Source organism: Algoriphagus litoralis (genome assembly GCF_003259255.1).
Classification (GTDB): Bacteria; Bacteroidota; Bacteroidia; order Cytophagales; family Cyclobacteriaceae; genus Algoriphagus; species Algoriphagus litoralis.
In genome coordinates this window covers 1-2,592 of sequence record NZ_QGOL01000054.1, presented here as the reverse complement: position 1 = coordinate 2,592, position 2,592 = coordinate 1, and the positions used below count along the sequence as shown (strand labels likewise).

Annotated in this window: 1 protein-coding gene; it reads right to left on the bottom strand. The window is 44.4% G+C overall.

Going from position 1 to position 2,592, the window contains the following annotated elements; genetic code table 11:
* Positions 1-2,592 (bottom strand): DUF7507 domain-containing protein (locus DK188_RS21320; protein WP_157963340.1); only part of this gene is annotated, 2,592 nt, incomplete at both ends.

Below are 2,592 nucleotides of genomic sequence, written 5' to 3'. Positions count from 1 at the left end.
GCTTACTGACAGATCAACGTTGTCGGGAACAGTGAAGCACCTCACACCATAATCAAAATTGAATTTGGTTGGGTCTTCTCTAGTCACAGATCCTGTCTGAACAAGAGGTGTCGTCACCTCACATACCAAACCATTGATATCTTGAGAATCCAATACTCTACCAGAAGGATCAGGGAGAACTTTCACTCGTCCAGATGCTCCAAATGCCAAGGCTTGAGCATCAAATACCGGATCAGGAACTAAGGTAACTTCGTACTCACCATAAGGCGATTGCTGGGTCAATTCATGTTTCCAATAACCAAACTGACTAATGGATTCCATACCTTCATATCCATCTGGTCCTTTGATTGAAATATTTTGGCCAGCAGGATTTCCAAATCCGGCTCTATTCAATTCACCACGATTTTCTGGGCCTACATAACTTCCATCTCCATTGAGATCTAGCCATTCCCAATTATAGATATTGACAGCTTGTCCGAAAGTGAGGAAGGTCTGAGTAACTTCACCATCGTCATTGGCATCATACCATTCATTTTCGATTCCATCACCATTGATATCATACCATACAAAACCTCTTAAGAATACTTTGTCCGCTCCGACAGAAGTTCCTGATCCAGCAAATGTGTATCGGAAATTGACTGGATCGTAACTACATGCCCGTACTGTTATATTGGCTTCATCCCCATTAACAGGTCTGAGACTGTATTGAATCTCAAGGTTTTCATCTAATACTTTTATCAAATAATCTCCTTCTGATATTCCGATAAATTGGTACCTACCATTACTATTTGTCAAACTGATCAGTGTATCACCAGAGGTATTTTCCCTAGGAATCAAAATGACAGGAACATTGGCCAAGCCAAGTTGAGAACCAAGTTGGAAAATCAGACCAGTTACAAGAGTTTCACCATTACATTCTACTCTAGTGATTACATCATCTTCATCCGTAAGCGGATCTGTATCTATTGGATTTGGAGCAGACGCATAGGCAATATTCACTATAGGATTACCTGCATCAACATCAGCTTCCGTAATGGTATAAGTAGTATTCAATTCCACAGATTCCTGCGGAGAAATGCTCTTGATAGTCTCATCTAATCCAGTCAAAGGATCTGTCACTTGTACATCAATCAAATCAACATTTCCGGTGTTGGTCACAGTCAGCGTATAGTTAATTATTTGGCCGCTTGCAATCACCACATCCTTATCTGCAGTTTTCACAATTTCAATTGCAGGCTGTGCATCTGTCACTACCACTGCATCATCACTAGCTTCTACATCATTTCCAGATGGATCCTGTGCTACAACAGATGCAACATTTGTGACACTGCCTGCTTCCAAATCAGTTTGAGTGATCGTGTAGGTAGTCTTATAAGTTACTTTTTCACCTGGTACCAAAACAGGATAGCTCTCAACCAAGCCAGACAATGGATCTGTTGTGAGGGCATTGCTTAAGGTCGTATTACCTGTATTGGTCACAGTCAAGGTATAAGTAATCACATCACCAACTGCATCGTAAGTAGCTACATCTGCTGTTTTCGTCAGGTCAATTCCTGAGGACTGGTTCGCAGTCACGGTCGCAGTCGCAGTATCGCTCAAGTTGGCTTTAGTTGCATCTGTCGCAGTAACTGTCGCGACATTCACCACTTGGCCAGCATCGATATCGGCTTGGGCAATGGTATAACTTTCTGTAACCATCACTACCTGGGCAGGTGCTATTGTACCGATAGTCTGGTTCATGCCTGTCAACGGATCAGTCAAGGTCACATCAGTCAAGGTTACATTACCCGTGTTGGTTACAGTCAAAGTATAGGTAATCACATCCCCAACCTGATCGTAAGTTGAGACATCTGCTGTTTTCGTCAGCTCAATGCCAGAGGACTGGTTCGCAGTCACGGTCGCAGTCGCAGTATCCTCAATAGTTACACTTGTCGCGTCAGTTGCGGTCACTGTTGCAACGTTCACCACTTGGCCTACATCGATGTCAGCTTGAGCAATGGTATAACTTTCTGTAACCATCACTACCTGGGCAGGTGCCATCGAACCGATAGCCTGATTCAAGCCTGTCAATGGGTCCGTCAAGGTCACATCGGTCAAGGTTTCATTGCCTGTATTGGTTACGGTCAAGGTATATGTAATCACATCACCAACCTGATCGTAAGTTGACACATCTGCTGTTTTCGTCAAGGCGATACCTGGGCTCTGAACTGCCGTCACGGTTGCAGTCGCAGTGTCACTCAAGTTGGCGTTCGTTGCATCTGTCGCGGTAACTGTCGCTACATTCACCACTTGACCTGCATCAATATCTCCTTGCGAAATTGTGTAAGTTTCAGTTATAGTCCCTACTTGGGCAGGTGCCATCGAACCGATAGCCTGATTCAATCCGGTCAATGGATCCGTCAAGGTCACATCAGTCAAGGTTACATTACCCGTGTTGGTTACAGTCAAGGTATAAGCAATCACATCACCAACCTGATCGTAAGTTGCGACATCTGCAGTTTTCGTCAGCTCAATGCCTGAGGACTGGTTCGCAGTCACAGTCGCGGTCGAAGTATCCTCAAGAGTTGCGCTTGTCGCGTCAGTTGCGGTCAC